General features: G+C 70.2%; 15 protein-coding genes and 3 pseudogenes. 11 read left to right on the top strand and 7 right to left on the bottom strand.

Annotated features, from left to right (window positions below):
* Window positions 1-43 precede the first annotated feature (43 nt).
* The gene (locus ACZ4XJ_RS31090; RefSeq protein WP_362877578.1) at window positions 44-496 is read right to left on the bottom strand and encodes an ATP-binding protein; all 453 of its coding nucleotides are present in this window, start codon (window positions 494-496) and stop codon (window positions 44-46) included.
* 22 nt (window positions 497-518) lie between these two features.
* Window positions 519-884 (bottom strand): STAS domain-containing protein, encoded by a 366-nt coding sequence (locus ACZ4XJ_RS31095; RefSeq protein WP_362877579.1) that lies wholly within the window; start codon window positions 882-884, stop codon window positions 519-521.
* 423 nt (window positions 885-1,307) lie between these two features.
* On the opposite strand from ACZ4XJ_RS31095, the gene ACZ4XJ_RS31100 reads away from it, so the two are divergent.
* From ACZ4XJ_RS31100 to ACZ4XJ_RS31135, 8 genes and pseudogenes are all read left to right on the top strand, one after another.
* The gene (locus tag ACZ4XJ_RS31100; protein WP_468498173.1) at window positions 1,308-2,873 is read left to right on the top strand and encodes a PP2C family protein-serine/threonine phosphatase; all 1,566 of its coding nucleotides are present in this window, start codon (window positions 1,308-1,310) and stop codon (window positions 2,871-2,873) included.
* 38 nt (window positions 2,874-2,911) lie between these two features.
* Window positions 2,912-3,949: a cobalamin B12-binding domain-containing protein gene (locus ACZ4XJ_RS31105; protein ID WP_468498108.1), complete on the top strand. Its 1,038-nt coding sequence runs from the start codon at window positions 2,912-2,914 to the stop codon at window positions 3,947-3,949.
* A gap of 334 nt (window positions 3,950-4,283) precedes the next feature.
* Window positions 4,284-4,772 (top strand): MarR family winged helix-turn-helix transcriptional regulator, encoded by a 489-nt coding sequence (locus tag ACZ4XJ_RS31110; protein WP_362877581.1) that lies wholly within the window; start codon window positions 4,284-4,286, stop codon window positions 4,770-4,772.
* Window positions 4,773-5,260: 488 nt separating this feature from the next.
* Window positions 5,261-6,715, top strand: a complete 1,455-nt coding sequence (locus ACZ4XJ_RS31115) for a lipase family protein (protein ID WP_468498109.1) — start codon at window positions 5,261-5,263, stop codon at window positions 6,713-6,715.
* A gap of 27 nt (window positions 6,716-6,742) precedes the next feature.
* Window positions 6,743-8,176: a cytochrome P450 family protein gene (locus ACZ4XJ_RS31120; protein WP_468498110.1), complete on the top strand. Its 1,434-nt coding sequence runs from the start codon at window positions 6,743-6,745 to the stop codon at window positions 8,174-8,176.
* 165 nt (window positions 8,177-8,341) lie between these two features.
* A complete protein-coding gene (locus ACZ4XJ_RS31125; protein ID WP_362877584.1) occupies window positions 8,342-9,124 on the top strand; it encodes a lysophospholipid acyltransferase family protein in 783 nt (260 codons plus the stop codon).
* 331 nt (window positions 9,125-9,455) lie between these two features.
* Window positions 9,456-12,245, top strand: a complete 2,790-nt coding sequence (locus tag ACZ4XJ_RS31130; protein ID WP_468498111.1) for a glycosyl hydrolase — start codon at window positions 9,456-9,458, stop codon at window positions 12,243-12,245.
* A 260-nt stretch (window positions 12,246-12,505) separates the two neighbouring features.
* Window positions 12,506-13,967: pseudogene (locus ACZ4XJ_RS31135) on the top strand (NF041680 family putative transposase).
* Between the two features lie 681 nt (window positions 13,968-14,648).
* Here ACZ4XJ_RS31135 and ACZ4XJ_RS31140 read toward each other — a convergent pair.
* Both ACZ4XJ_RS31140 and ACZ4XJ_RS31145 read right to left on the bottom strand, forming a co-directional pair.
* The gene (locus ACZ4XJ_RS31140; protein ID WP_468498112.1) at window positions 14,649-15,686 is read right to left on the bottom strand and encodes a LacI family DNA-binding transcriptional regulator; all 1,038 of its coding nucleotides are present in this window, start codon (window positions 15,684-15,686) and stop codon (window positions 14,649-14,651) included.
* 1,016 nt (window positions 15,687-16,702) lie between these two features.
* Window positions 16,703-18,274 carry an alpha/beta hydrolase gene (locus ACZ4XJ_RS31145; RefSeq protein WP_468498113.1) on the bottom strand — a complete coding sequence of 524 codons (1,572 nt, stop codon included), beginning with the start codon at window positions 18,272-18,274 and terminating at the stop codon, window positions 16,703-16,705.
* Window positions 18,275-18,546: 272 nt separating this feature from the next.
* Between ACZ4XJ_RS31145 and ACZ4XJ_RS31150 the strand changes: the two genes are divergently transcribed.
* Window positions 18,547-19,002, top strand: a complete 456-nt coding sequence (locus tag ACZ4XJ_RS31150; protein WP_468498114.1) for a DUF3592 domain-containing protein — start codon at window positions 18,547-18,549, stop codon at window positions 19,000-19,002.
* A gap of 223 nt (window positions 19,003-19,225) precedes the next feature.
* Here the strand turns inward: ACZ4XJ_RS31150 and ACZ4XJ_RS31155 are convergent, their stop codons facing one another.
* Both ACZ4XJ_RS31155 and ACZ4XJ_RS31160 read right to left on the bottom strand, forming a co-directional pair.
* Window positions 19,226-20,353 (bottom strand): serine hydrolase domain-containing protein, encoded by a 1,128-nt coding sequence (locus ACZ4XJ_RS31155; protein WP_468498174.1) that lies wholly within the window; start codon window positions 20,351-20,353, stop codon window positions 19,226-19,228.
* A 216-nt stretch (window positions 20,354-20,569) separates the two neighbouring features.
* Entirely contained in the window at window positions 20,570-20,722 is a 153-nt protein-coding gene (locus ACZ4XJ_RS31160; RefSeq protein ID WP_468498181.1) for a hypothetical protein, read from the bottom strand.
* Window positions 20,723-20,733: 11 nt separating this feature from the next.
* On the opposite strand from ACZ4XJ_RS31160, the pseudogene ACZ4XJ_RS31165 reads away from it, so the two are divergent.
* A pseudogene (locus tag ACZ4XJ_RS31165) lies at window positions 20,734-21,417 on the top strand (IS5 family transposase); the annotation flags it as partial.
* A gap of 72 nt (window positions 21,418-21,489) precedes the next feature.
* Window positions 21,490-21,783 carry a hypothetical protein gene (locus ACZ4XJ_RS31170; protein WP_468498115.1) on the top strand — a complete coding sequence of 98 codons (294 nt, stop codon included), beginning with the start codon at window positions 21,490-21,492 and terminating at the stop codon, window positions 21,781-21,783.
* Window positions 21,784-21,853: 70 nt separating this feature from the next.
* Here the strand turns inward: ACZ4XJ_RS31170 and ACZ4XJ_RS31175 are convergent.
* A pseudogene (locus ACZ4XJ_RS31175) lies at window positions 21,854-22,860 on the bottom strand (IS630 family transposase); the annotation flags it as partial.
* Window positions 22,861-22,877: the final 17 nt, after the last annotated feature.

Consider the following 22,877-nt stretch of genomic DNA (forward strand, 5'->3'; position numbering starts at 1 on the left):
CGGTGCCCGAACCTGAGGAGCCGGGGGAGGGGCGGGTCCGGGGTCAGGTCAGGCGTTGGAGGGTGGTGATGGTCTTTCCGCCGTCGGGGCGGGGGGTGATGTCGACGTGGTCGGTCAGGCGTTGAATGAGGGGCCAGCCGTATCCGCCGGGACGGCCCCGAGCGGTGGGGTGGGGGACGGGGTGGCGGGGGTTCGCGTCGCTGACGGTCAAACGAAGTGTGTCGCCCGTGAGGGTGGCGTGGAAGGCGGTGATGCCGCCGCCGTGGCGGATCGCGTTGGTGACGAGCTCCGAGGTGACCAGGAGCGCGTCGACGGCCGCGACGCCATCGAGGTCGCTGCCTGCGGCCCGGAGCAGCTCGGTGACCTGGCGGCGGGCCGTCGCCGAAGTGGTCGCGGCCGGCTGGGCACCGTGATTCGGCTTGGGGCCTGGGGCGGGGTTGGCTGCCGCGGGCGGGTTCATGTCGTTGCGCCTGCCCTGGAGTGAGGGATCGCACACCAAACCGGTTGTGGTGTGGTGGTCAGCATGTCATCGCCTGCTGCACGTTGTCGGCCCACCGGAAGACAGGCCCGGTACTGGTGACCTCGAACAACCGGTTGACGGCGGCCTGTACGGGCCCGGCGAGGACCAAAGTGGTCCCGGCCGTCGTATGGGCGCGGCGGGCGGTGAGGAGGACGTGGAGGGCGGAGGAGTCCGCGAAGGTCACCATCGACAGGTCGACCACGGTGCGGGAACAGCTACTGTCCGCGGCGGCCGCGGTCAGGGCGTCGGTGAGGGCGGGGCTGCTGTCATCATCCAGGTCACCGCGCGCGCGGATCACGGTCACACCATCGGGCGTGATCTCGCTGACCACCGCGGTGTCTGTGTCGTCTCTGTCTCCGATCATGTTGCCCATCCTCGTACACACCCCTGCGCGGCCGCCCATGCCGGTCGCCCCTACGGAAGTCAGCGGCCGAGGCTCCCGGGCGGTTGTGCGGCCTGGCAGCAGTCGCCTCGAAGGCCGATGGCCCTGTCGGCCGACGTGACGGCTCTCACTTCCTCCTTCCCTCAGGCGTGAAGGAGCTGTGTGGGCGGGGTGCGTGCCGGGTGTGGGAAGGTGCTGTGAGGGGTGGGCGGTTGCCAGCAGGGCGACCGATGGAGGATGGTTGCCCGGAGGCAACCAATCCCCGAGAGCCTATGAGGTGAGGGGTTCGCACAGCGGGCCCTCAACGATTTGCCGAATCCCACTCAGGAAGCCGCCGCCGCAGTGCGCGTGCCGTGGAGTGAGGCCCCCTACCCCGTGCTCGTCGCCGACGCCCGGGCAACTGTGGTGTTCGCCAACGAGGTCGCCGGTCTGCTGTTTCCCGATGCCCGCCCCGGCGCCCCGATGCCGGACGCTGTGCCCGCGTGGCTGTCCGATGCCCACGCCCGCTGCCTGCTCCCTCCGCCCGCCGAACCGTCGGCTGCCGGGGGCGCGATCGATGCGCTGGTGGAGGGCCCGGTCGGGGACCGCTGCTACGAAGCGCATCCGACGGTCCGTGAGGACGGGACGGTGGTGTGGTGGCTGATCGACGACACCGACCACCGCCTGGCCCGCGAGGCGCTGCGAATCGAGCGGGAACGCACCGCGTTCCTCGCGCAGGCTTCGAACCTGCTGCTCTCCTCACTGAACCTGGAACGGTGCATGGACGTGACCGCGCAGATGGCCGCCGAGCACCTGGCCGACGCCGCTCTGGTCATCTCCCCTGCCCACGGCCATGACCTGCCGATCGTGTCCTGCCTGCGCGGCGGGACGCCGGTCTCCTCGCGGGTGACCGCGCTCGTCGAGGACGTACCCGGACTGGCCGAGGCCCTGCAGGGGTTCCCGCCGGTACCGTCCCGCTGGATCGATCCCGCGAACGCTCCGCCCTGGCTGATCCCCGACGGATTTGGTGTTGTCGGCTCGATAGTGATCACCCCGCTGCCCGGGCACGGCATCCCCGCCGGCGCCCTGGTCCTGCTGCGCCGCGCGGGCGGTGACGGCTTCAGCGAGGAGGAAGAGGTCTTCGCCCGCTTGTTCGCGGCCCGCGCCGGAGCGGCGATGTCGGCGGCGCGGCTGTACGCGGAGCAGGCGTCGATAAGCGAAACGTTGATGCGCGACCTGCTCCCGCCCTTCCTGCACCAGGTGTCGGGGGTCGAGTACGCGGGCGGCTACCGGGCCTCGCGGGATCACGAGCGGATCGGCGGGGACTTCTACGACGTCCACCCCGCCGCCGTCGAGGGCGACGCCTCCCTCGTCGTCCTTGGGGACGTGTGCGGCAAGGGACTGGAAGCGGCGGTGATGACGGGCAAGATCCGCAACACCCTCCACGCCCTGCTCCCCATGGCCGATGACCACCAGCGGATGCTGAACCTGCTCAACACCGCGCTCCTCAGCACCCACAACGCCCGCTTCGCGACCATGGTCCTCGCCTCCGCGGTCCGCGAGGGCAGCGCGGTGAAGCTGCGGCTGACCAGCGCCGGCCACCCCGCGCCGCTGATCGTGCGCGGGAATGGAACCGTTGAGGAGTCGGCGACGCAGGGCACGCTGGTGGGAGCCCTGCCGACCGTGACCGCCGAGACGGCCGAGGTGACGCTCGCGCCGGGCGAGACATGCGTCCTGTACACGGACGGGATCACCGAGGCCCGCGGCGGCCCGTTGGGCGACGCCATGTTCGGGGAGACCCGACTCCAGCGGGTTCTCGCCGAGTGCGCCGGGATGTCGGCGGAAGTGGTGGTGGAACGCGTGCAGATGCTCGCCTCCGAGTGGGTCGGCACCGGCGCTCACGACGACATGGCCGTCGTGGTGATCACCGCACCGAAGACCAACCACCTCAGCGCGGTGGACGGGCACACGAGAGGCAGGTTCACGGCGTGAGCACGCAAGAGACCACCGGCAGTCCGCTCATACCCTTGATGAACAGTATGTGGGCGGCGGTCCTGACCGGTGACGAACGGGCCGCGACGGCCGTGGTCCGCGCGGCCCTGGACGACGGAACTGACCCCGAGAACCTCCTGCTGGATGTCATTGCCCGGGTGCAGAGCCGGGTCGGTGAGGAGTGGGCCGCCAACAGGATCACCGTCGCGCAGGAGCATGCCGCGACCGCGATCAACGAGCGTGCCATCGCCGTCGTCGCCGAACACGGAGCCTCCCGCACCGAGCCGTCACGAGGGCGGGTTCTGGTGGCGTGCGTGGACGGCGAATGGCACGGCCTGCCGGCGCGCCTGGTGACCGAGGTTCTGAGACTGCGCGGATGGCACGTGGACTACCTGGGCGCCCACGTCCCCACCCCGCACCTCATCGCGCACATCCACCGCACCGGTCCGGATGTCGTCGCCCTCTCCAGCTCCATTCCGACCCGGTTGCCGACCGCGCACGCCACCATCACCGCCTGCCAGGCCGCGGGTACCCCCGTCCTCGTGGGAGGCGCCGCCTTCGGCCCGGACGGCCGGTACGCACGCCTCCTCGGCGCCGACGCCTGGGCGCCCGACGCGCGTGCGGCCGCCGACCGACTGGAGAGCCACCCGCTGCTGCGGCCGCAGCCCGACCACCAGCCGATCGACGACCTGCCGCACCTGGCCGACCAGGAGTACACGATGGTCGCCCGGAGCCGTCCTCAGCTCGTACGGACGGTATTCACCGGCCTGGAGGACAAGTACCCGGCCATGCGCGGCTACGACGAGGCACAGCGCGAGCGGACCGCGGAGGACTTGGCGCACATCGTGGAGTTCCTCGGCGTCGCCCTCTACACCGGCGACGAAGCCCTGTTCTCGCGCTTCCTCCTGTGGACCGCGGGCATCCTCGAAGCCCGCGGCGTTCCCGCGCGGAGCCTGCCTCCCGCCCTGGACGTCCTGGGCCGGGAGCTGAAGGACTTCCCCCGCGCGACCGACATCCTCCACCAGGCGACCATGCGGTTGACCACCGCGCCGGTGGCCGTGGGCGGCGCCCGCTGACCCCGATACCGGGGCCGCTGCGCCTGACCCGTAACGGGCGTGTCCGCCGTCGACTCCAGCGGTTTGTCCGTCCCGTTGATGGCCCGTCCGGGTCGCGGACGCCGCCGGGGTACGGCTGCGTCTGCGCAATCGGTCTCCGGAGCTGGAGCGGATGCTCAGGGTCACGGGCACCTTGGACCACTTCACCCGCCACAACAAGAACAGCCGGCCGGTGTCTGCCACCGGCAGACGCCGGACGGCGGCCCGCAAGACTCCGCCGCGACCGCCGCCGGCCGGCCGAGGACCACCACCTGACCCACACCCGCGGGGCCACACCCCGCACAAGGGAACACGCATGCACACACCGGCCCCCGGGCCCCACAACACCGACCTCACGCGATCGGTCGGCGAAATCGCCGAACTCCTCGACGTCCTCTACCAAAACACCCGCCACGCCACCGCGACGTCGCCCGTGTCCGCGACGCAACTTCGCCTGATGTGCCTCGTCGACCGCCGGCCGGGCCTGCGCATGCGGACCCTTGCCCAACTCCTCGGTGCGGCCGGCCCCTCCATCACCCGGCTCTGCGACCGCCTCGAAGCCGCCGGATACCTACGACGCCACCCCTGCCCCAGCGACGGCCGCGAAATCACCCTGCGCCTCACCACTGCCGGCCAACAGCACCTCGCCGAGATACGCGAAGCCCGCGAACGACGCCTCGCCCTCGCCCTCGAAGCGATGACCGTCACAAGTCGCCACGCGCTCGCACAAGGCATCGAAGGCCTCCGTCACGGCATCACCGCCACCGCCGGACTCCCCGCGCGGGAGAACCGGCCCGCCGCCTGACGGCGGTGTGGGCGTCCCGTCGGGGTCCAGTCCGTGGGGCCACAGCTCGTTGACGGAGAGCGGATGTTCTGTGAGGGACGGATCAGGCGTCAGCGGGCGTCAAGGTGGGCCACGTCTGCGGCCCTTCGTGCGGCTGCCCCTGCTCTGTCGGGATTGCCTGTCACCTGCCACCGCCGCATCAGAGCGCCCCGGGCGTCGGGGTGTTCGCGCCCTTCGAGTCGGGCGCACGCGTCAACGCGGCGAGTTCCCGCTCATCCTCCGGGCTGCACGAAGATGCGCGGCGAGTCCGGCCCGGCCGCGTCCGTCCTGAACCCGGTGGGAGCGGGGCCGGCCGCCGCAGCGCGGGAGCCGACGGCCGGTGGCAAGGCGCACCGCCGTCGCCCGTCGACCTCTCGGGTGCGCACAACGGATCGGCGCCGGTGCCACGATGCCTGGCGAAAAGCCGGGCCGTGCGGTGAAGCGGCCGCACAGCGACGAGAGGGAAGACCGTGACGCCTCATCAGGTGGTCGTCGAAGCAGTTCAGCCGATCCCGGGGCAGTCCGGGCTGCCCGTGGACACGCTGGACGCCGTGCCCGGCCGGGCCCCTTCCGCGACGGGGCGGCCCGACGCGGAGCTCCTGATCGACGCCTCCGTGCTGTTGGCGGACGCGGCGCTCACCGCGAAGCGGGCGGGCGCGGATCTGACGGGCGCGCTGAGCAGCTGGCGGTTCGGCCTGGCCTGCCTGCGCCGCCCCGGGTGGGCATTCGGTACGGCGCTGTCGTGCGCCAAGGCGCTGACCAGCCCTTCGGGGCTCGGGTTCGGTCCGAACGGTGGAGTCGTCGGCGAGCTGGCCCGGATGGCGGGGAGCGTGACCTACCGCCGCCCGGCCGCGGTGGCCATGGCCGTGGATGCCTTCGCGCTGAGGATCGAGGCGGCGGTGGTCGAGCACCCGAACCTGGACTCCGTACTGGCGAGGCGGCTCACCGACGCCATGGTGAAGGGGGACCGCTGGGAGGCACTGCGGGCCCTGCACGCGCTGGTCGAGCGGCTGGGCTTGACCCGTGCCCTGACGACCGTCAGCCCCGTGGTCATGGAGCTCCTGGGGCTGCTGGGACTACTCGACGAGAACCCGGTCAACGACGGCTTCTCGTGGGTGACCCTCGCCGGCGGCGTACCGACCACGGATCCCTTCTTCGGACTGCCCAGTTCGGTGCTCGGATTCCTCAATCCCGGTTCCGGACGCGCGGAGCGGATCGAGCCCGACTCCATCCTGGCGAAGGCCCTGCGCACGTCCTGCAACGACATCGTCAGCTACATCAACGACATCGGCACGCTCGGCAATCACGGTCTGGTGCTGCTGCGGCGCGTCGCGTGTACCGACGGCCACGTCAGGTACGTGCTCCTGCTGCCCGGTACCAGCTTCGGGCTCCCGAGCAACAGCACTCCGCAGGACCTGATCGGCGCCTTCGACGGGTGCCTGCGCTCTGACACGACCTACACGCGCGCCGCGCGGAAGCTTCTGCGCCGGGCGGGGGTGCCGGCAGGGTCCGAGGTGATGTTCGTCGGACACAGCTTGGGCGGCCTGACGGCAATGAACCTGGCGATGGACGTGGACCTGGCATCGACCTTCCGGATCACTCACGTGGTCACGCTGGGCTCTCCCATCGACAACAAGCGCCCGGCCGACCACACCACACAGGTGATCAGCCTGGTCAACAAGCACGACGTGATCCCCATGCTCGACGGACGCGGCCCCGCCTCTCCCCACGACGTCCCCGCGGACTGGGTCGAACTGACCTGGCTGGACGAGTCGTACGACTACCCGCTGTCGCACGCCCCGCAGGCGTACTCCGACACCCTGCGCGGGGAGATGGCGCACCACCGGGACCGGGTGAACGAACTGATCGCGGCCTACGACGGCGAAATCGTGGGGAACCAGCCGTACATGCTCCGCGACAAGTGACCGCGTGACCACGAGGGAGACCAACCGATGACCACCCTGTACGACGTTCCGGCCACTGCTGCCTCGCGACCCGAGACGGCTCGGCCTCTGGAGAACCTCCTGTTCAGCGCCGCACTGGTGACCCGCAGCCTGCCGTGGGCGGACCTGCCCGCGCGGACGCTGGGTCTGGACGCGCTCACCAGCGCCGGGCTCACGCACCGGCTGATGACACACCTGCGAGGCCGCCGGGACGGGCGGCCGGTGCGGCTCCGTACGGCCTTCGGCACTTTGCTCGTGCCGCTGACCCGCGCGGACGCGGAGGGCCTGCTGGCCCGTGCCGACGGAGCCGGTGCGCTGGGAACCGCGTCCGCTCTCGCCGCCGACGGGCGCCGCCGCGGCCTCTCGCCGCACGGGGTCCCGGCGGGCGCGTGGGATGCGCCGACGCAGGAGGAACTCGCCGGGCTGACGGCCCCGGTGGGCGAGCACCTGCGTGCGGTGCTCACTGCCCGGCGTGCGGACGGCGCCCTGGACGGCCACCACTGGCACACCAGCATGCTGCGGCTCAGCCGACACGTCGTACTGGGGGCCGGCGCGGCCGCGGACACCCTGCTGAGCGAGATGGTCAGGGCTGCGACGGGCGCCGTGGGCAGCCGTGCGTACGAGGAGCGGGCGACGGCCCTGCGGCGGCGGCTCGCCCCATACCTGGCCGACCCCGAGCCGGGCTCCCTGGCCGGCCGGCTGCCGGCCCGATCCCAGGGCGCGCCGGAAACATACCTGGCCGTCGCGCACGCACTGGCCCTGGTGTCGACGGCCACCAGCGTGTCGGCGCTCCAGGCGCTGGCCCTGCTCGCCGCGGGCGCCGCCACGGGCGCCGTGCCGTCGCCGGAAGCCGCCGTGGACCTTGCCCTGGAGCACTACCCTCCGCTGCCCGCCCTGGTGTACCCGGTCCAAGCACCGCTCGACGCGGACGCACCGGCGATCGCTCCGGGGGACGAAATCCTCTACGACCGCGCGATGTTGGGGCGACGGACACCGGGGGAGCCCACCGATCCGGCGTGGGACCTGTGCGGCAGCCCGTCCGGCTGCGCCACCGCGCGCTTCGCCGCGCTCGTGGGCCGGGAAGTCGTCCGCGTTGCCACTGCCGGGGCGCGCCCCGTCCTCCTCGCGCCGCGGTTGGCCCTGGACCGCCTGCCGGGCAGCCTCGGTCCGGGGTCCGTCACCGTCGCCCTCGTCGGGGCCGACGATCCCACCGTGACAACGGAAGCGTACGGAGACCTGCTCCCGGCGTACGGGGCACGGGGACGGGTCGGCGCGGACCGGCTGGACCACCACGCGGAGCGGCTCTCCGCCTGCGCCGCGGATCCCGGCTGGAACGGGAGCGGAACCGGCGAACGGTTCCGGATGGCCCTCCTCGCGCATGCCGACCGGTGCACGAACGCGGCCGCCGACGTACGGCGGGCCGCCAGGTGGTTCTCGGGCTGACCCCACCCGGGTGAGCGCCGCTCGTCCGACTGCCCTCGAACGGACGACTTCCTCCGCGCCGCCGCGATCACCCCGTGATCAGCAGCGCCCACGGACGTTGAACCGGCAGAACCCGTCCCGTTGACATCCCGCCGGTGACGCGCGATGCGAGAGTGAGGTCCCACCATGAGGGACAGTGTGGTCGAGATGATCAAAGCGGCCGGAGCGGAACTCGACTCCGCCAAGCGGCTGCTCGGCGAAGCCGGCGAGGTGGCGTGGGACCGCCTCCTCGACTGGCTGGTGGACGACTACTTCCGGGTGGTCGCGCTCGGCCTGGAGAACATCCCGGCCGAGGGCCCCGCCGTGATCGCCGTCAACCACTCCGGTGCCTGGGGCCTGGACGCGTTCGTACTGGACAAGGTCCTGGGCAGGGCCCTGGACCGGCGCGTACGCTTCCTCGCGGCCCCCTTCGTATTCCGCACACCCATCCTGGGGCGGCACGCGCGCCGCAACGGCGCGCTCCCGATCGGCCCGACGGCCGGCGTCGACCACCTCAACGCGGGACGGCTCGTCGGGATGTACCCGGAAGGCGTCGCCGGTCTGGAGAAACCGTTCACCGAGCGGTACCGCCTGCGGCCCTTCCACCCGGGCTTCGCGGTCGCCGCCATCCGCTCGGGAGCTCCCGTGGTCCCGGTCGGGATCGTCGGGGCGGAGGAGGCGTGCCCCAAGCTCGGCGAGGTGCCGACCCTCGCCCGGCTCCTCGGCGTGCCGTACTTCCCGCTCACCACCCCGTTCCCGTTGCCGTCCAACTGGACCATCACCGTCGGGGAGCCGATCCCGGCGCCGGCGCGACCCGAGGGCCTGGTCGCCCGTCGGGAGGCCGCCCGACTGCTCAGCGAGACCACGCGCGGCGCCGTCCAGGAGCTGGTCGACCGCGAACTGGCCGATCGGGAGAACCTGTTCGACTGACCTTTCCGCCGGTGCTCGCTACGCCGACACACGCGTGCCGCCGCGAGGACGAGGGTCGCCGCACCACCTCCACATCGACTTCGAGGCGGGCGCCGTGCGGGATGACGCTGGTCCGGCCAGCATCCTGAGAGCGCACTCATCAAGGGCGCCCGGGCCGCCTCCCGTCGCCCGCTCTCCGTCAAGATCCGAACGGAGGGGACCCTCACCTTGGCTCCAACTGCCCCTTGTGCCGGATCTCTTGACATCAATGTTTCAAAAGATTTACGTTCCCTAACGCTTGAGAGCGCTCTCGAAAGCGCTCTTCCCCCCCCTGTGATCGAGGTGCTGTGTCGTGCGAGCCTCCCTCTCCAGACCTGCAGCGGCTACGTTCCTGGCGATCGCCCTGACCGCCGTCGGCCTGGGTTCCGCCGCTTCTCCCGCGTCCGCCGCCACCATCCCCGCGGGTTCGGGCAGTTACACCGACATCCGACCTGCCGGCAGGTCCGGTCCTACGACGAACACCGGTGCTCCCGTCACACCGAAACTCACCGAGGCGGCGCGGGACAAGCCGGTTCCGACCAACGACTGGTGGACCTCGCTCGCCTATCAGCGCTATGGGGACAATCCGTACTCCACTCCTATGTACGGTCACCCCCTCACGTATCAGGCCAAGGCTTCTGGGCTGGAGGTCGGCTACCCGACGACGCCCGCGATCGTCGGTGACGGCCGGCAGTACGAGTACGCCCACAAGGCCGATCTGACCGTCGGTCTCACCGGTCTGAACTCTCCCGACACCAAGGCCGACGCCTGGTCGGACTGGACGGTCACCCCGTACTGGGCGGACGGCTCCCGTACCTTCCGGGCCACCATCGGACACGGCATGCCGTTCGTGTACGCCAAGGGCTCCGGCGGTGACGCCCGCATCACGACCGCCTCCATGCCCACCGTCTTCGCGGACGACGGCAACGTCCTCGGCATCACGGTCGCCGGTCATCACTACGCCCTCTTCGCCCCGACCGGTGCCGACTGGAACGTGTCCGGAACCGCGATCACCGCCGGACTCGCGGGCAAGGACTACTTCTCGCTCGCCGTCCTGCCCTCCACGGACGCGCTGGCGACCTACCGCAAGTACGCGTTCAGCTTCGTCACCGGCTCCCAGGTGGCCTGGCAGAGCGTCGGCGGCGTCGTCCGGGCGACCTACACCCTGACCACGGAGGCCAAGGAGGGCACCGAGCGCGGTACGCTCCAGGCCCTCTACCGCCACCAGTGGCTGCACACCACCGATGCGCTGACCCCGTACACCTACGTCTCACCGCGCGGCACCATGAAGGTGCGCGAGTCCGTTTCCTTCGCCACCAGCCAGAAGAACAACGGCGTGGTGCCCGCCCTGCCCGCCTCCAGTGGGGTCGACCGGGCCCGGCTGACCGGCTACCTCAACGAGGTTGCCAACGCCGCCGATCCGTTCTCCGGGGCCACCGACACCTACTGGACCGGTAAGGCACTCGGTCGCCTCGCCCAGCTGGTGCCCGTGGCCGACCAGATCGGTCAGACCGCGACCCGCGACAAGCTCCTCGGCCTGATGAAGGGTCGGCTCCAGGAGTGGTTCACGGCGGGTGGGCCGAGCGAGTTCAGCTACGACAAGGACTGGAAGACCCTCATCGGGTACCCGGCCTCGTACGGCAGTGACGCCGAACTCAACGACCATCATTTCCACTACAGCTACTACGTCTACGCGGCGGCGATCGTCGCCCAGTACGATTCGGCCTGGGCAGCGGACTCGGCTTGGGGATCCATGATCAAGCACCTGATCCGAGACGCGGCCAACCCGAGCCGCACCGATTCGGCGTACCCCTTCCTGCGTGGTTTCGACGTGTACGCGGGCCACAGCTGGGCCTCCGGCCACCAGGGCTTCGCGGCGGGAAACAACCAGGAGTCCTCCTCGGAGTCCATCAACCTCAGCGCCGGCCTCGTCCTCTGGGGCGCGGCGACCGGCGACACCTCGCTGCGCGACCTCGGTAGCTACTTGCTGACGACGGAGTCCGAGGCCATCACCCAGTACTGGTTCGACGCGAACGAACAGGTCTTCCCCGCCCCGTACAAGTACGGCACGGTCGGCATGGTCTGGGGCAGCGGTGCCTCCTACTCCACCTGGTGGACCGCCAACCCGGAGGAGATCCACGGCATCAACGTCCTCCCCGTGACCGGAGGATCACTCCACCTGGCCCGTGAGAAGGCCGCCATCACCCGGAACATCGCCGAGATGGAACGCGAGAACGGCGGCCCGGCCCAGCAGTGGCGCGACCTGCTCTGGGAGTTCGAAGCACTGACCGATCCGGCTGCGGCCAAGGCCAAGTGGGACGGTGCGAACGGCGACTACACCCCCGAGGAGGGTGAGTCCAAAGCCCACACCTACCACTGGATCAACACCCTCAACACCCTTGGCGCACCGGCGATGACAGTCAGCGCCGACCTGCCCACTGCCGCCGTCTTCGCCAAGAACGGAACCCGCACCTACACCGCGCACAACCACGGCTCCACCACTCGCACGGTGACCTTCTCCGACGGCAAGACCCTCTCGGTACCGGCCCGCTCGACGGCTACGGGCACCGGCCCCGACACCGGAAACCCGGACCCGGAGGAGCCGGAGGAGCCGGGGCCGTCCACCGGCAACACCTTCCGCCTCAAGACCGGCGGCATCCTCACCGCCGCCGCCACCGACCCGGCCGGCACGGACAGCGTGGCCTCGGCCGACGGCGTGAACCGGGACGGCACTCCGTACAAGCCGACCGTCTACGAGGCGAAGCAGCTCAACGGCCCGCTCGCCCCCGGGGCGGCCACCTCGTTCCGCCTCCGGGTGGACGCGGGCACCAGGGTGGCGCTCGCTCCGCAGGTCCGGGTCAGCTACGACCTCACCGGTGACGGTACCTTCGAGCGCACCGAAACCTACCGCTACTTCGCGACCGACCCGGTCGCCGGTTGGGAGGAGTACACGCAGGCAGTTGGCGTGCAGGCCATCACCGGCAGCCTGGGTGAACTCAAGAACGGCACCGTCCGCCTGGAGATCTGGAACGCACTGGGCAACGGCCCGTCCCAGGTGCAGACGGGCACCGACGCGGCCGTGTTGAAGATCCCCTATGTGTGAGCCTGTTGGCGTGTGATCCACCGGGTGGATGAACAAGACATGGAGGCACGAACGGTGCGGCGGGTCTCTGGCTCCTCGGGGCGGGGACCCGCCGCACCCGTACGTCAGGGTCCAGGCTCAGCTTGTCGTTCAACCCGTGACCTCGAACGGTGTTTCGTCCTTGGTCCCTCACCTGGGGATTCACCGGACGTGAGGTCGGCCTCCGCCTGATTCTGTGCTCCGACCAAGGAGTGCACGTGAATCAGCCGGAGGCCGTGCAGATGAGTCTGCTGGGTGGGAAGCCGGAGGGTGAGGCGTTTGAGACGCTGTCACGTCCGGGCGGAGCTGTACGCGTCGATGACGGGACGGGCGGACCCCCTGTTCGAGCTGGCGGACGCGCTGTTGTGCAGTGACGGTCCGGTTCGGACGCTGGTTGATCTCGCGCTCGCTCCCGAACACCGCCGTGGACACCGAGCTCTCTACGGTGCTCTCAACCGGGGCCGCCTGGATGTGTCCCGGCTGCGGCGGTCCCTGGCCGGGACGCCGTTGCCGAAGGCGGCAGATGGCCGTCTTGTCCTGGCCGTCGACGTCAGTCCGTGGCTGCGGCCGGACGCCGCGACCTCACCGGACCGCTCGTTCTGCCATACCTACGGGCGGGGGAAGAACGAGCACCGGATGATCCCCGGCTGGCCCTACTCGTTCGTCGCCGCGCTGGAGACCGGCCGCACCTCCTGGACCGCGATCCTGGACACCGTCCGCCTCGCCCCGGGCGCGGACGTCGCTGCCGTCACCATCGCCCAGGTCCGCGAAGTAGTCGAGCGCCTGATCGCCGCCGGCCACTGGGCTCCGGGTGACCACGACATCCTGGTCGTGCTGGACGCCGGATACGACGCGCCCCGCATCGCCCACTTCCTGAACGATCTGCCCGTTGAAGTCCTTGGACGGACACGCTCCGTCCGCGTGATGCGTCGGCCGACCCCGCCCCGTGTCCATGACCCCAAGGGCGGACGACCGCCCAAGCACGGAGGCGAGTTCGTCTTCGGCGACCCTGCCACCTGGGGCGCCGAGCAGGCGGTCACCGTCACGGACACCCGACGCTACGGCAGAGCGACAGCGCGGGCTTGGGACCGTCCCCACTCGCGGCTGACCCGCAGGGCCGCCTGGCTCGGCCACGACGGTGAACTGCCCGTGATCTCTGGCTCCGTCATCCGACTCGAAGTCGAGCACCTGCCATCCGGCGGCGCCCCGAAGCCGATCTGGCTGTGGTGTCACGAGTGGACGCCACCACAGCGGACGTGGACCGCTGCCGGCACGCTTTCCTGCGGCGGTTCGACATCGAGCACACCGTCCGAATGATCAAACAGACCATGGGCTGGACGAAGCCGAAGGTTCGCGAACCGGAGGCCGGCCGACCGATGGACCTGGCTGGTCATCGCGGCACACACCCAGCTCCGTCTCGCGCGCCCGCTCGCCCTCGACCTACGAAGGCCCTGGGAGCGACCGGCCGACCCGAACAAGCTGGCCCCGGCCCGAGTCCGCCGCGGGTTCCGGAACCCCCCAGCGCGGCTGCCCTCGCCAGCCGCTGTTCCCAAACCCTCCAGCCCAGGCCCCGGTCGGCCGCCCGGCTCGAAGAACCAACAGCCGCCAACACGCCACGACGTTGGTCTCGAACTCGTCACCGGGCAGCCCTACCGTCGGCCCGCCCACCACAAGACAGGCACCAAACCCCGGAGGGTCAGCTGAACAGTCAGGTCAAGGCGTCGACGGCCGAGCAGCAACGGCATCGATCCCAGACGCACGCAGCTTGCGAGCCAGGAACTCCATCTCGGGCATCGTGCCTGAGTGGGTTCCCGCAACGACCTCGCTCAGCACGGACTTGACGTCAGCCAGACCAATACCGAGTTCTGCCCGCAGAACGCGCATGATCGCAGCGTTCCTTGCCGAGGGATCTACCTGAAGGTGCGCTGGTCCACACTCGGAGAGCAGTTGGCTCCGCAGTGCGGCTGGCAGGTCATCACCGCACGAAGCCACCGCAACCCCGCAGGCTGGACACCTGGACGCCGTGTCCCAGCGCAAGGAGCCGCTCACAAGGGCTTGGACACCCCAGCATTCCAACTCCGCACCACAGTCCTGGCACCCAGCCGAGTACCTGATGGACTCAACGACCGTCTGTTCCATCCCCACCCCTTCAAGGAGATGAGGTTAAACGACAAGCTCAGAACCTGTTCCGGATCCACTGAGCCGGTCCGAGTCGGCAGCCGACACATAGGCCGGAGCGCTCCTGAACACCCTGCCGCTGATCAATGATCAATGATCAATGATCTTGGTCCTGGAGCCCATTTGGCCGTGGACGGTTCGCCGTGACTGCGGCCGCATCCGTTGCTCCCGGACTCACCACGTCGAGGCCGGCCTTGAACGACAAGGTCAGGACGAGGCCCGGCGGACCAGCGTGGTCGGCGTGATCACCGAGTCCGGTGCCACGCCGTTCCCCGTACGGTCGAGGATGCGCAGCAGCAGCCGGGCCATCAGTCGCCCCTGGCCCTCGATGTCCTGGCGGACGGTGGTCAGCGGCGGGTCGGTCTCCTTGGCCACCGGATCCATGTCGTCGAACCCGACGATCGCCACCTGCTCCGGCACCGTGATCCCGCGCTCGCGCAGGACCCGCAGTGCCCCCGACGCCATCAGGTCGTTCGCGATGAACACCGCGTCCAGGTCGGGCCGCCGTTCCAGCAGCTCCGCCATCGCCCGGGCCCCGCTCTCCACGGTGAAGGCGCCCTCGGCGACGAGCGTCGGATCCATGTCCATCAGCACGTCCCGGTAGCCATCGAGGCGGTCCATCGCCGAGGTCTGGTCGGGCGGCCCGCCGATGTGCGCGATGCGCTCCCGCCCGAGGTCGCGCAGGTGCTGCACGGCCAACCGGGCCCCACCGCGGTTGTCGGCGTCGACGTACGGAACGGCCCGTTCACCGGCATCGGCGGTCCAGCCGGGCCGGCCCCCGAACACGGTCGGAACGCCCGCTCGCCGTGTGATCGCGGGCAGTGGGTCGTCCGTGTGCAGGGAGAAGGCGAGCGCACCGTCCACGTGCCCGCCGGACAGGTACCTGGTGATCCGGTCGAAGTCCGCCGGCCCCTCCACCAACAGCAGTACGAGCTGGGTGTCGTGGGCGGTCAGCTCCTTGCTGATCCCCCGGATCTGCTGGGAGAAGAAGGGGTCCGAGAAGATCCGCGCCTCCGGCTCCGCGATGACGACGGCCACCGCGCCCGTCCGCCGCGTCACCAACGTCCGGGCCGCGTGATTGGGGACGTAGCCGAGCTCCTCGATCGCCCGAACCACCTTGTCAACCAGCGGTTTACGGACCCCGTCACCCCCGTTGACGACCCGCGAGGCGGTGGCCCGGGAGACCCCCGCACGTGCCGCGACGGCTTCCAGAGTGGGGCGGGACCCGGGGGACTGCTCGGGCAAGGCGGTCGCTCCTCGTCGGCGGGGGCGGCGATGCACACGGTGGTGCGGACTTGTGCCGCCGCCGGATCGCGTACAGCCTAGCGCCGGGACGGACCGACGACTGAGAGCCTTCCGGATGGAGTTCCAGCTCACCGGGCCGGGCCCTGCCGGGCGAACGGGCCCGGCACGCCGCAACGAAGTCGGCATGGGACGGAGGGGGCCGTCCGGCGGTAGAGGGCCAATGCCTTCTCCGGCGGGTCGAGGTAGAGGCCGACCACCACCGCCGGCGGGCGGGCGGCTCCCCGCGAGGATGGTTTCCACCGCTTCGGGTGGTGGGACCGTACGGTCTGGTGAGGAAGCACTGACGAGGGAGACGGTGGGGGAGGCGCCGACGGTGGTGATGCGGTCCGAGGCGGGCGGCGTGGCAGGTTGGTGTGTTTGGAGTCCCGGGCCGAGCCGGCCCGCAATCCTGTGAACGGTGTCCCGGAGCGGGTGCGTCCCGTAGCGGTGACGATCTTCAGTGGCAGGCTTCCACACCGGGTTCCCGCAGCGAGGCCGGTTCCCGGCGATGGCTGAAACAGACCCCAGTGGCATGCGGCCGGTCCGCCGCGGCCGTTCCACTCGGGAGGTGAGGGGCGCTGGCGCCCCTCAGGAGGGTCGATACCACTGATGACGACGTATCCGTCTGCGCCGCCGAGGCCGCCGGACCCGTCCGTACCGGCCCCGTTGCCGCCGCGCTGTCCGGACCGGGCACCGGTGCCCTTCTCGAAGCCGACCCCGCCGCCTCCACCGCCCCCGCCGCCGACCTCGGCCACCACGGAGTCCGCCTTCTTTCCGCTGGTCGCCACGTAGACGACCGACCTGCCGCCGCCTTCCGCGCCGCCGCCGGCTGCGGGCTCGTTGCCGTCCCCGCCGCGCCGACCGGCGCCCCCGCCGCCTCCCACCCGTACACCGATTTCTCCGACGTTCCCGTCGTGTTCGATGGTGCACACCGCGATCCCGGCCGCGCCGCCGCCACCTTTCGGCCGGGCGGGCCGCTACCCCGCCTGCTTGATGCAGGTCCGGTCCCTCGCCGGCAGCTTGCCGGTGGCCAGGTACCGGTTGACCTGCTCGTCCACGCACGCGTTGCCGTAGCGCCCGAAGAGGGCGTGTCGATTGGCACCCTCGAGGGTGACCATCCTGGAGCTCGGCAGCTGCTTGTGCAGCTCGACGCTTCCCTTGTACGTCGTACGCGGGTCACCGGTGGCGGCGACGATCAGTGCAGGGGCATCGCGCCGCACCCGGGTGGGCTCTTCGCGCGGCGAGTCCCAGAAGGCGCACGGGTTGATGTTGTTGGTCAGAGCGCCGAACAGCGGGTGCGCGGTGCGGTTGCGCTCGATGTCCCGCCAGTAGAGCTCGGGATCGCGCGCGGCGGCCACGTCCCCGCAGATGACGGCGGACTGCGCGCCGGTGGGCTCGCCCTCACCGCGCAGCACGTACCGGAGCTCCGGGACGAGCATCGGCGGCACCGTCGTCGGCCGGCCCTCCGCGGCTTTGGCCAGTACGGAAAGCAGCTCGCCGAACGACGCCCGCGCCGGGGCGGTGTCGTCCGCGATGCCCGAGAAGAGGAGGAGCGGCACCTGGCTGTCGTCGATCCGGAAGGCATCGGCGCCGGCGCCGATGGTCAGCGGACCGCGTGCGGTCGCCGCGACGATGCGGTCGACGGCGGCGAGCACCTCGGCGCGGCTGCGGCCGAGGCCGTAGGTGTCGTGGTGCTCGGCGGCCCAGGCGGCCCAGTCGGACAGCGCCTTCTCGTTCTCGCGCTCGGTGCCCTTCAGGAGCCGGGGGCGGTAGTCGCTCGGGTTGATCGCCCCGTCCAGCACCATCCGGTCGTGGCGGCCGGGGAACATCTGCGTGTAGACCGTGCCCAGGTAGGTGCCGTACGAGTAGCCCAGGAAGGAGATCTTCCGCTCGCCGAGCGCGCTGCGGATGACGTCCATGTCGCGGGCCGTGTTGCGGGTGGTGATGTGGGGGAGCACCGCGGCGTCGGTGGCCCGGCACTTGTCGGCCAGGCTCTTCTGCAGGGCGACCTGGCGCTCGAAGCCCGCCCGGCCGGTGCCGGCGGACAGCCAGGTCATGCCGACGGGCAAACCGCAGTCCAGCGCGGTGCTGCGCCCGATGAAGCGCGGGTCGAAGCCGACGATGTCGTAGCGCGCGCCGACCTCCTTCATCGACGTGCGGGCCTGCGGCGGGGACTGGAGCGCGGGACCGCCCGGACCGCCGTTGTTGAGGAGGATCGCGCCGATGCGGTGGCGGGTGTCGGTGGCCTTGAGTCGGGAGATCGCCACGGTGATCGTGCGCCCCTGGGGGTCGGCGTAGTCCAGGGGCACGGTCACGTCCGCGCACTGCACGCCTGCCTGGTCCAGATCACGGCCGGTGGTGTCGTCGGGGCCCTTGACGCAGCTGCCCCAGCCGAGGTGCTGGCGGTAGTACCGGTCCAGTCCGGCCCCGGAGCTGTCCTGGGCGGGGGTCTCGGCGGCCGTGGCCAGGGCGGGGGAGGACGTGAGGCAGGCGGCGAGGGTGAGGCCCACGGCCAAGGCGCGGCGTGCGGTGGGGCTGACAGTGGTCACGGGGTCTCCTTGAGCGTCGTCCGCTTCGTGTGATCGCATGCCCCGAGGCTAGGAACCCGCCCTGGTACGGCACATCGCCCCAGGGCACGAGGACCCAGGTCCCGTCCGCCCCTGGTCCGGGACCTGCGGCCCGGTCCGGTCTCCTCCTCCGGGAGGAGACCGTCGGCGGGGCTGCGCTGAGGGCCCGTCCCGGCCACGCGCCTGCCGCAAGGGGAGATCGCCGCACTGGCATGCTGTCAGGAGGTCTTCGCCTCCAGAATCGAGACGACCCTGTGTCTGCTTCCCAGATCTTCTTGCTCCTCGCATCGGTCTTCACCGCCGCGGGGTCGGTCATCGGCCTCGTCGCCTCTCTCAAAATCCGACGCGTCCGGTTCCTGCTGAGGGAGGGCAGTACCGCGCGGGGCGTGGTGACCCGTCTTGAGGAGACCCGGATCGCGCCGGCCTCGGATGCCGGTAGCACCACCCGGAGCGTCGGAACCACCGTGTACTACCCGGTCATCGCTTGGAGCACGGGCGACGGCCGCGCGATGGAAACCAGGACGAACATCGCTCGACCCAAGGACACGACCCTCCCCGTCGGTGCCCGCGTCGAGGTCCGATACGACGAGGCAGACCCGTCACGGTGGACCCTCCAGGCCGAGGGCACCGCCTTTTGGTGGCTGTTCAGCGCACTGGGCGCGCTGTTCATCGCGATCGGGCTGGGGTTCGCCCTGGGGAGCCTGTCGTAAGGGGCCTTGAGGTGCGAAACGTTCGCGAAACACCCGGGTCCGTACCCCTGGAGTCATGAAGCATCTCTACGGCTCAAGACCAGCGACTGAGGCTTTGAGGGTGGGTCGGTGGGCTCGCCCTCGAGCCATTGGATGTCGGCCGGCTGCCCGCGCGCGTGATGGCCAGAGCGAGTCCCGACGCCTTGTCATCCGACCTCGACGCTCCGAGATCTCCGAGTCAGGCTCAGGCGCCGCAGAATTCGGCTTCGACGAGCCGCTGTTCGTGGATGTTCCAGTCGCCGTTGAAGTTCAGCGACAGCACGTGTTCTCCGTCTGCCGTCGCCATGGTCTGCGAGATGGAGCCCTGAATGCCGCCGTTGTGCCCCCATACCTCGGTACCGCACGACAACGTCAGCCTCATCAGTCCCAGGCCGTAGGAGAAGGTCGGCATGTTCTTGATCGAGACGGTCGTCATCATCTCCTTCAGCTGAGGCTCCTCCAGGAGCCGACCGGAGAACAGGGCTCGGTAGAACCGGTTGAGGTCTTGGGTGTTGGAAATCATCTCTCCGGCGGCGCCCGCGAAGGAGGGGTTGAGTTCGGTGACGTCGTAGATCGCGCTGTTCGGCTCTCCCGGCCCGGCGAGTTCCCCGGTCAGCTTCGAGTAGGCGCGTCCGCTGGGTCCGGGTACGCGGGCGCGGGTGCCCGGCAGACTGGTGGAGTCCAGGTGTAGGGGGTTCAGGACGCGCTGCTCGATCTCGTGGGCGTAGGAGTGGCCGGTTGCCTTTTGGATCACCATGGAGGCGATGACGTAGTTGGTGTCGGAGTAGCTCCAGTCGTCGCCGGGGGCAAAGGTGGGCCGGTGTGTCATGGCGAACCGGACGATCTGGCGCGGAGTCCACGTGTCGTAGCGGTGCTTGAGGAAGTCGGTGCCGAACTCCTTGCGCTTGAAGTCCTCGTCGTCGGTGTAGCTGTAGATGCCGCTGGTGTGGTTGAGGACCTGCCGTAGCTTGATCTTGCTGCCGTCGTGCCCGTTGCCCTGCACCATGCCCGGCAGCCAGTGGTCCACCGTGTCGTCCAGGCTCAGCTTCCCTTCCCCCTCCAACTGGAGCATCACCGTGGCCACGAAAGTCTTGGTGATCGAGCCGACCCGGAAGCGGTCATCGGCCTGCGGCTTGCGGCCGGTTGCGAGATCTGCTGTGCCCGCGTGTGCCGCCCAGGTGTCGTGCCCCTGCTCGGCGAGCACGATGCCCCCGGGCGCCCCGTCCCGGACGACCGAGTCCAGGGCCGCCCGGGTGGCCGCGTGGCCGCCTCGTGCCGACGAAGCGTCCGCGGCGCCGGCAGCCGACGCCGGCAGGGCGAGACCGGCGCTCATCACGACCGTGGCGACCGCCCCGACGACAGCGACCCGCAAGCTGCGCTCCCCGCGGCCGCGGCCACCCGTCGTGGACGTACGCGACCCGTTGGCTGCGTGTCCGTGCTCGTACACGAAGAACTCCTGTCGTTGGTGGGTGACGACCTGATCTGAACCCAGTATTTTCGATCAAGGTCCCGACCCGGGATACCGCCAACCACCCGCTTGAAGGTGGGGTTACCCCCCGTCAGCTGGGTGGACGACCGGGGTTTGGCTCTGTTCACGGGGTGTGGAGGAGTCGCGCGGGGTGCCGGGCACGACCATCTGCCCGATCTCGATGACCTGGTCGTTGACGGAGTTCAGCCAGGAGATGCCCTTCTTCTTCGCCACGTCGGCACTGACGCTGGTCGGCGGACGGCACGTGGGACGGGGTCCTGCGTGCCGTCCAGGGCGAAGCCGACCTCGCCGGCCGGATCGACTGGAGCATGGTCAGCGTCGATTCAACGTCCTGCCGTGCCCGCCAGCACGCTGCCGGCGCCCGCAAGAGGAAGCCACACGTCCCGAAAAAAGGGACAACGCCCCGGCACCACCACCCCGACGAAGGACTCGGACGGCCCCGGGGCGGCCTGACCTGCAAGATCCACCTCGCGGGAGAAAGCGGATGCCGACCGATGGCCTTCCTGGTCACGCCCCGCCGGTGGGGCGACGCACCGCAGATGATCGCGGTCCTCGAAGGCGTAAGCGTTCCCCGTCCGCAGGGCGGTCACCCCCGCACCCGGCCGGACCACCTCGGCGGCCACAAGGCATACAGCTCACGCCGAAACCGCCGTTACCTGCGAAGACGCCGGATCAAGCACACCATTCCCGAGCCGAAGGGCCGGCGAGCCAACCGCAAACGTCGCGGCAGCAAAAGCGGCCGGCCCGCCGGCTTCGACAGCGAGATCTACAAACGCCGCAACGAGGCCGAGCGCACGATCAACCGGCTCAAGAACTCCCGGGCCGTCGCCACCCCCTACGACAAGGGGGCCTACGTCTACCACGGCACCGTCACCACCGCAGCGATCCGGCTCTGGCTCCGCCCGTGAGACGCGCCCTGCACTTGGCTGCGCCATGAACTCCTGGCCACCAGCAGTGTCGTCCCATACAGTGCTGAAGGCATGACGGCACTTGCATCCTTCACCTTCGTGCGCCACATCGACGGGCTCCGCTACCACTTCGAACGCGACGGCGAGCACAACGGCCGCCCCGCCTACCGCCGAACGGACGGGAGCGTGTGGTGCGTCTGGTCGCCGACCGACGGCTGGCACTGCGAGATCGCTGACGGCCTCGTCACTGCCCATCCCCTCAACAGCCACGCTGACGAACCCGAGCCCCCTGCCACCGTCTGGCGCAGCTTCAAGAACGACCGCTCCTACCTCTACGACCTCCGGACCCGCGCCCCTGAAGCATGATCCGCCGGACAGTGCCTGGCCCTCGCGCCATCGTGTTGGGGTGCGACGACTGCGTTGGCAGCCAAGGTCTCTACCTACCTTGTAGGCGTGGTGTCGTCAGTGTGAGTCCGGTTCCGGTGAGGCAACCATCGATGATGTCGCCGCGGTTTTGGATCTGGCGGAGGCCTCGTCTGAGCTGGTGCATGAGGTGGTCGGGGTCGGTGAAGGCGGTGTTCGCCTGGCTGGTCCGGCGGAGGATGGACCAGATTCCTTCCACCGGGTTGAGGTCGGGTGCGTAGGGCGGCAGGCGGTGGGCACTGATCCAGTCGTGTGCGTCGATGAAGGCCCCCATGCGGCGGTCCTTGTGGACGTTGAGGTTGTCCCATACGAGGACGATCGGTCCGCCGATCTGTTGGTGGGTGGCGATGAGTAGGTCGCGGTACTCGGTCCAGGCGAAGCTCTTGCGGTCGCCGCTCTCGTGGTCGGCATGCCGTTTGGGCCGGTAGATCAGGCGGGAGCGTTCGCCGGGTTTGTAGCAGCACAGGGCTGCTATCGAGAAGCGGCGCTGGGAACGGCCGCGGACCCGGATGACCGGCGTGGATCCGCGCCTGCCCCACGTGCGGGAGGTCGGCGGCGTCATCGAGAATCCTGCCTCGTCCTCGAAGACGATCCAGGCCCCGAGCGCCACCGCGGTGGTTCCAGGCGCGGCCACACCTCCCGCACCCAGCCGGCCACCGCCGCCTCGTCCCGCTCGACGGCGCGTCGGGCCGGAACCTGATGGCTCCAGCCGTGCCTTCGCAGCATCTGGGAGATGCCCGACAGCGTCATGGACTTGTGGAACCGCCGGCCGATCAGCGTCTTGATCCGGGACAGCGTCCATCTCTGATCAGACCAGCCATGCGCGACCGGACCCTTCGCCAGCTCCTCCTCGAGCACGGCGAACAGCGTGTCACTCAGCTTCGTACGGGACGCCGGGCCTTGGGAACGGACCCCGTCCTGGCCGGCCTCAACCCAAGCACGACGCCACCGCTGAACCGATCGGACGCTGACTCGTAACTCCTTCGCGGTCTCCGTACTGCCCCGACCTTCGGCGAACATCGCAACGATCACCGATC

It is taken from the genome of Streptomyces sp. NPDC029836 (assembly GCF_055574495.1).